We start from the raw sequence: 6,399 nt of genomic DNA, 5'->3' as shown, positions 1-6,399 counted from the left end.
GCTGCGCGCGGCCGTCTTACCCTCGCCGGCTTTCCGGGCTTGTGTCGTTTGGTTTTCGGTCGAATCGCACTCGACTCTAGATTCCTTTGTTTTCGCAGCGTTTTTACGAAAAACCGGCGTCCACTTTTTCGCACGCTGCTCTGAGCGGCTCAGATCCAACCGAGGCCCGGCGCAAGCCGGGCCTCGGCTTTTGTGTCGGTTGCGCCCGCGCAAGGCGGTCTTGCGATCGGAAGCTGAGCTTCGGCAGGCGACAAGCCGGCTCAATTGGTTTATGGCCAAACCTCGAGCCGACGGGAGATTTTTCGGGTGACTGATTCGCAACCGCAGCAGGCGGCGCCGGCCGGTCCTCAGGAAGAGGCGCGCAAGGCCCGTGCCTCCCGGCTCAAGCCGATCGGCTTCGGGCTGGTCCTCGCTCTGGCGCTGGGCGCGGGCTATTTGTGGTATTCGGGCCGCAATGTCGAAAGCACCGACGACGCCTACACTGACGGCCGCGCGGTGACCATCTCGCCGCGCGTTGCGGGCAATGTGGTTTCGCTCGATGTGGCCGACAACCAATTCGTCAAACAGGGCCAGCTTCTGCTGCGGATCGACCCGCGGCAATATGCCTTTGAACGCGATCTCGCCGATGGCGCGCTGGCCACGGCCAAGGCGCAACTCGCCGCCCAGCAATATGGCTTCGAGGTCGCGCAGAAGAATTTCCCCGCTCTGCTGGCGCAAGCGCAGGCGCAGCTTGCTTCCGCCAAGGCGACTTTCGCCAAGGCGCAGGCCGATTACGACCGCCAGCGCTCGCTGAGCAAGCTCGCTACCTCGGCGCAGGACGTGGACGCGGCCAAGGCCGCGCTGGAACAGGCCCGGGCCCAGGTGGCGCTGGCCGAGGCGCAAGTGCTGCAGGCTTCGCCCGTGCCGCAGCGCATCGGCGAGATCGAAAAGCAGGTCGGCCAGTTGCAGGGCCAGGTCGAGCAGGCGCAGGCGCGGCGCGACCAGGCGGAGCTCAACCTGTCCTGGACCGAAGTGCGCGCGCCGCAGGACGGCTGGATCACCAAGCGCAATGTCGAACTGGGCAATTATGTCGCGCCGGGGCAGCAACTCTTCGCCATCGTCTCGCCCGAACGCTGGGTGACCGCCAATTTCAAGGAAAACCAGCTCGCCAACATGCGTCCCGGCCAGAAGGTGCGGATCGAGGTCGACGCCTTCCCGGATCTGAAGCTGGAAGGCCATGTCGACAGCATCCAGCAGGGCTCGGGTTCGAAATTCACCGCCTTCCCGCCCGAAAACGCCACCGGCAATTTCGTCAAGGTGGTGCAGCGCGTGCCGGTGAAGATCGTCATCGACAGCGGCCTCGATCCGGAGCGGCCGCTGCCGCTCGGCCTCTCGGTCACGCCCACGGTGTCGCTGAAATGACCGACGCCGTCCAATCTGACGCTGCCGCCCAAGCCGCCGAAGAAGCCTCGCATGCCGGCTGGAAGCCGCGCGGCAATCCCTGGCTGATCGCGGTCGCGGTCACCATTGCGACCTTCATGGAGGTGCTCGACACCACCATCGTCAATGTCGCCTTGCCGCATATCGCCGGCAGTCTTTCCGCCAGTTCGGACGAGGCGACCTGGGCGCTGACCTCCTATCTGGTGGCCAACGGCATCGTTCTGACCATTTCCGGCTGGCTCGGCGACCTGCTCGGGCGCAAGCGCTATTTCGTCATCTGCATCGCGATGTTCACGGTCTGCTCGTTCCTGTGCGGCATGGCGACCACGCTTGGCCAATTGATCGCCTTCCGGCTGGCGCAGGGCTTTTTCGGCGGCGGCATGCAGCCCAACCAGCAATCGATCATTCTCGACACCTTTGCGCCCGCGCGGCGCGGCGCGGCGTTCGGCGTGGCGGCCATGGCGACCATCGTCGCCCCGGTGCTCGGGCCGACACTCGGCGGCTTCATCACCGATCAGGCGTCCTGGCGCTGGATCTTCTTCCTCAACGTGCCGGTCGGCATTGTCGCCGTGGCGATGGTCTCAGCTCTGGTCGAGGACCCGCCCTGGGTGAAGGAGCGCAAGAGCCGCGGGCTGGATTTCATCGGCCTTTCGCTGATCGCCATCGGCCTCGGCTGCCTTGAGGTCATGATGGATCGCGGCCAGGACGACGACTGGTTCAATTCGCCCTTCATCCGGCTGATGGCGGTGATGGCCGCGGTCGGCATTGTCGGGGCGATCTTCTGGCTGCTGGTCGCGCGCAAGCCCATCGTCCATCTCGATGTGTTCCGGGATCGCAATTTCGCCGCCGGCTGCCTGATGATCGCCGCGACGGGCGGCATCCTTTACGCCAGCGCCGTGATGATTCCGCAATTGGCGCAGCAATATCTCAATTATACCGCGACCTGGTCGGGCATGATCCTGTCGCCGGGCGGCTTCATGGTGATCCTGCTGATCCCCATCGTCGGGCGCCTGATGAAGATCACCCCGGCGCGCAATCTGATCGCGCTGGGCTTTACGATCATGGGCTTTTCCATGCTTTATTCGAGCCATCTGGCGGCCAATATCAATTTCGGAGCGCTGGTGGTGATGCGCCTGTTCCAGACGGCCGCTCTGGCCTTTCTGTTCGTGCCGATCAGCACGGTCGCCTATATGACGCTGCCGCGCGACCTGACGCCTGACGCCGTGGCTCTATTCGCCATGTTCCGCAATGTCGCCGGCTCGATCGGCATCGCGCTGTCGACCTCCAATATCGTGCAGCGGTCGCAGACCCATCAGAACTATCTGACCGAATGGGGCACGCCCTTTCACCAGCCGTTCAACGAATTGCTGGCGCAATATACCAATGCGCTGGTCGCCATGGGTCATTCCGCCGCCGTGGCCGAGAACATGGCCATGGGGCAGATCTATCGCATGATCCGGACCCAGGCCGCCATCATGGCTTATTCCGACACCTTCATCGCTTGCGCCGTGGTGGCCTTTTTTGTCGTGCCTTTCTGTTTCCTGATGACGGCGCGCAAATCCGCCGGCGGACCGGGAGCGGCGCATTGAACGCGCGGCGCCGCCTCTTGCGGCTTTCGCGCAGCGTTGCGGCGCTCGTCGGCCTGTCGCTGCTGGCGGCCTGTTCGGTCGGGCCGGAATTCGCGCCGCCGGACACCGGCCTGCCGTCAAAGCCCTTCGCCGCGCCGGACGCCGGCGGCTCGCTGACCGCGCCGCCCGATCCGAACTGGTGGGGCATTTTCCATGATCGGACGCTGACAGAGCTCGAAAATCAGGTCGCGACGGCCAATCTCGACGTGCGCGCGGCGACCATCCGGCTGGCCGAAAGCCGGTTCCAGCGCAATGTCGCGGCTTCGCAGCAATTGCCGACCCTCAACGGCGACGCCAAGCTCAATCGCGAAAATTTCAGCCAGAACGGTCTGGTCAGCCTGTTCGCGCCGCTGGTTCCCGCCGGGCAGAACTTTTCGATCCAGCCGATCACTGATTATTACACCGGCTTCGACGCCTCCTGGGAATTGGACCTGTGGGGCCATGTCCGCCGCCAGGTCGAATCGGCCGACGCCAATGTGCAGTCCGGCGTCGAGCAAAGGCGCGGGGCCTTGGTCTCGGCCTATGCGGAAGTGGCGCGCGATTATATGTCGCTGCGCGGCGCGCAATCGCAACTCGCTATCGCGCGGGACAATCTCAAGATCAGCGACGACGTGCTGCAGGTGACGCAGGAGCGCCAGCGCTCCGGCCTGCAGAATGCGCTCGACACGGAAAACGCCGCCGCGCAGATCGAATCCGTCAAGGCGGAGCTGCCGGCGCTGGAGCAGAAGGAAGCCGAGCTGATCAACGCGCTCTCCTTCCTGCTTGACGAGCCGCCCAACGCCTTGCGTTCGCGGCTCGGCGCGCCGCGCGCCATCCCGCTGACGCCGCCGGCGACGCCGGTCGGCGTGCCGTCCGAACTGGCGCGGCGGCGCCCGGACATTCGCGCGGCGGAGGCGCAATTGCACGAGGCGACGGCCAATATCGGCGTCGCGGTGGCGGCCTTTTATCCCAGCGTGCAGCTCAATGGCGTGGCCGGTTTCGATTCACTGACCCTGCCCAAAATGTGGTGGGCGAGCTCGCTGCAATATAATTTCGGACCCAGCGTGCAATTACCGATCTTCAACGCCGGGCGGCTGCAGAACACGGTGGAATTGCGCACCGCGCAGCAGCAGGAGGCGGCGCTGCTCTACCATCGCACGGTGCTGCAGGCCTGGCACGATGTGGTCAACGCCTTGACCGCGCATCGGCTGGAGCAGGAACGCAACGCCCGGCTCAAGGCGCAGGTGGTCCATGCGCAGCGGGCGCTGGAGATCGCGCGCTCGCGCTACAAACAGGGCGTCGAGGAATATATCAATGTGCTGAACGCCCAGCGCACGGCGCTGCTCGCCGAACAAAGGCTCGCCGACAGCACGACCAATCTCGGTCTCGACCTGGTGCAGTTGTTCAAGGCTTTGGGCGGCGGCTGGGAGACGACCTTTCCGGTGACCGCCGCGGCCGTCGTGAAGTGACGCGACCGGGGTCCGGGCTCAACCTGCGCGAGGATGGGGTTACGCTTCCGGCGCGAAGGAGTCCTGCCGTCGGGTGAGTTTTTCTCGCATCGCGCGCGAATTTTTGAAGGATTGTCCGGCTCAAATTTTGGCGATACGTTCGATTGATGTCCTTCTCCGTCAGCAAATCATGATGGTCGCGCAGATCGCATGACGCCGCTCATATTCGGCTGTGTAACATGCGCCGCAGTCCTCCACGCCAGTTGGAACGCCGTGCTTCGAGGCGGCGGCGACCGTTTGTGGTCAATGACGCTCATGATGATCGCCATTGTCGGCGTCACGAGTTTCGCGGCTTTGTTCATACCCTGGCCTAATGCGGCAAGTTGGCCCTATGTCATCGCGTCGGCGATCATCCACACCCTGTATAATTTGTCCCTGGTTCGCACCTATCGCTCCGGCGATCTCGGTCAAACCTACCCGATCTCGCGCGGATCCTCGCCGGTCCTCGTCACCTTGGGCGCCGCGATCTTCGCGCATGAAACGATTACCTTTCTGTCCGCTGTCGGAATTCTGCTCGTCTCCGGCGGCATCGTTTCGCTCGCGTTCCAGCGCGGGAAGGTTCGAACCGATTTTCTCCCGGCCGCCTTCGTAACGGGCGTTATCATTGGCGCCTACACGGTCATCGACGGCATCGGCGTAAGGCTGGCGGAAGACAGCGTGGCCTATACCAACGCCATGTTCCTGTTATGGAGCATCACGATGCCCATCATTTATTTCGCCCTGCGCCGAAGAGCGCCGGCCTACACCAGAATGCAGACCGTGATGGCGCTGACGGGTGGGGTCGTCTCGCTTCTTGCCTATGGCATTGTCATCTGGGCCATGAAATTCGGAACAATGGGCGTCGTTTCGGCTTTGCGCGAAACCAGCGTCATCTATGCGGCTTTCATTGGTCGATTTTTCTTGAACGAGACGCTGACCATGCATCGGCTTGCATCCTGTCTTGCGATCGTCTCGGGGGTGGCGTGCCTGGCTGTATAGTTCCAAGCGCCCCCGGCTCCTTGTCCGCCCGGCAAGACCGGACGTGGAAATGATCTGAACAGGAGATGCAGGCGACATGGTGGGCGACACAAATGTTCGGGCTGGCCAGTGCCATTGCGGCGCCGTGCGTTTCGAGGCGACGCTCAGCGACGGCTTCAATTCGATCCGCCGCTGCACTTGCTCTTACTGCCGAATGCGAGGCGCCGTCGTCGTCATGGCGGAAAAGGGCGGGATCAAGATCCTGCAGGGGGAGGACGTTTTAACGAGCTACCGCTTCCATACCGGATCGGCGCAGCACTTCTTCTGTTCTCGCTGCGGAATCTACACACATCATCAACGGCGATCGAACCAGAATCTCTATGCCGTAAACGTGGCTTGCCTGGACGGGGTAAGCCCATTCGATTTCGCCGAGGTTCCCGTCATGGATGGCGTCAATCACACGAACGATACCGGCAAGCCAACGCGTCGAGCGGGCACGCTCCGCTTCATCCCGGCTGACTGACAATCGCTGCCCGACAAGCGTCGCCCGAACCAGATTGAAATAAGGCTCTCCGACCTCATAGGCGGCGCATTTCGGCATCCCGGTCTCGCCATGCGCTTCGCGGCGTCGCTTACAGAAGAAGAGTGAGCAATATATTGAACGGTTCGAGGCGCAGGATCGTTCAAAACGTCTCGCGAAACATTCAATACTGCTGTCCGGCCATCCCATAGCCTGACCGCTCAGACCGTCGGCGCGACCAAAACGGGCGCGGAAAAGATCAGGCGGCTGATTGGGAGGAACGGATGAATCGCGTTTTGGGAAAGGTCGCCATCGTCACGGGCGCGGCGAAAGGAATCGGAGCAGAAACCGCGATCCTGCTGGCGCGCGAAGGCGCCAAGGTCATCGT

At 63.1% G+C, this 6,399-nt stretch carries 6 protein-coding genes; all 6 read left to right on the top strand.

Going from position 1 to position 6,399, the window contains the following annotated elements:
• Positions 1-306: 306 nt before the first annotated feature.
• On the top strand, positions 307-1,401 hold the full coding sequence (locus ACE3S9_RS12910) for an HlyD family secretion protein (protein WP_374546873.1): 1,095 nt from the start codon (positions 307-309) through the stop codon (positions 1,399-1,401).
• Positions 1,398-3,008, top strand: coding sequence for a DHA2 family efflux MFS transporter permease subunit (locus tag ACE3S9_RS12905; RefSeq protein WP_374546872.1), 1,611 nt, complete (start codon positions 1,398-1,400; stop codon positions 3,006-3,008). The genes ACE3S9_RS12910 and ACE3S9_RS12905 overlap by 4 nt, the downstream gene beginning before the upstream one ends.
• On the top strand, positions 3,005-4,495 hold the full coding sequence (locus tag ACE3S9_RS12900; protein WP_374546871.1) for an efflux transporter outer membrane subunit: 1,491 nt from the start codon (positions 3,005-3,007) through the stop codon (positions 4,493-4,495). The genes ACE3S9_RS12905 and ACE3S9_RS12900 overlap by 4 nt, the downstream gene beginning before the upstream one ends.
• Positions 4,496-4,789: 294 nt before the next feature.
• Positions 4,790-5,512: an EamA family transporter gene (locus tag ACE3S9_RS12895; RefSeq protein WP_374546870.1), complete on the top strand. Its 723-nt coding sequence runs from the start codon at positions 4,790-4,792 to the stop codon at positions 5,510-5,512.
• Positions 5,513-5,588: 76 nt separating this feature from the next.
• Entirely contained in the window at positions 5,589-6,014 is a 426-nt protein-coding gene (locus ACE3S9_RS12890) for a GFA family protein (protein ID WP_374546869.1), read from the top strand.
• Positions 6,015-6,295: 281 nt separating this feature from the next.
• On the top strand, positions 6,296-6,399 hold a 104-nt coding region (locus ACE3S9_RS12885), incomplete at its 3' end, for an SDR family NAD(P)-dependent oxidoreductase (RefSeq protein ID WP_374546874.1).

This window comes from Rhodoblastus sp., from assembly GCF_041915505.1.
GTDB lineage: Bacteria > Pseudomonadota > Alphaproteobacteria > Rhizobiales > Beijerinckiaceae > Rhodoblastus.
Note: the sequence above shows the minus strand (reverse complement) of the source record. Positions and strands in the feature narration are given on the sequence as shown.

Bases quoted from the DNA above. Each gene is read 5' to 3' on its own strand.
- ACE3S9_RS12905 (WP_374546872.1), top strand. From the start codon at position 1,398: ATGACCGACGCCGTCCAATCTGACGCTGCCGCCCAAGCCGCCGAAGAA.
- ACE3S9_RS12895 (WP_374546870.1), top strand. From the start codon at position 4,790: ATGATGATCGCCATTGTCGGCGTCACGAGTTTCGCGGCTTTGTTCATA.
- ACE3S9_RS12890 (WP_374546869.1), top strand. From the start codon at position 5,589: ATGGTGGGCGACACAAATGTTCGGGCTGGCCAGTGCCATTGCGGCGCC.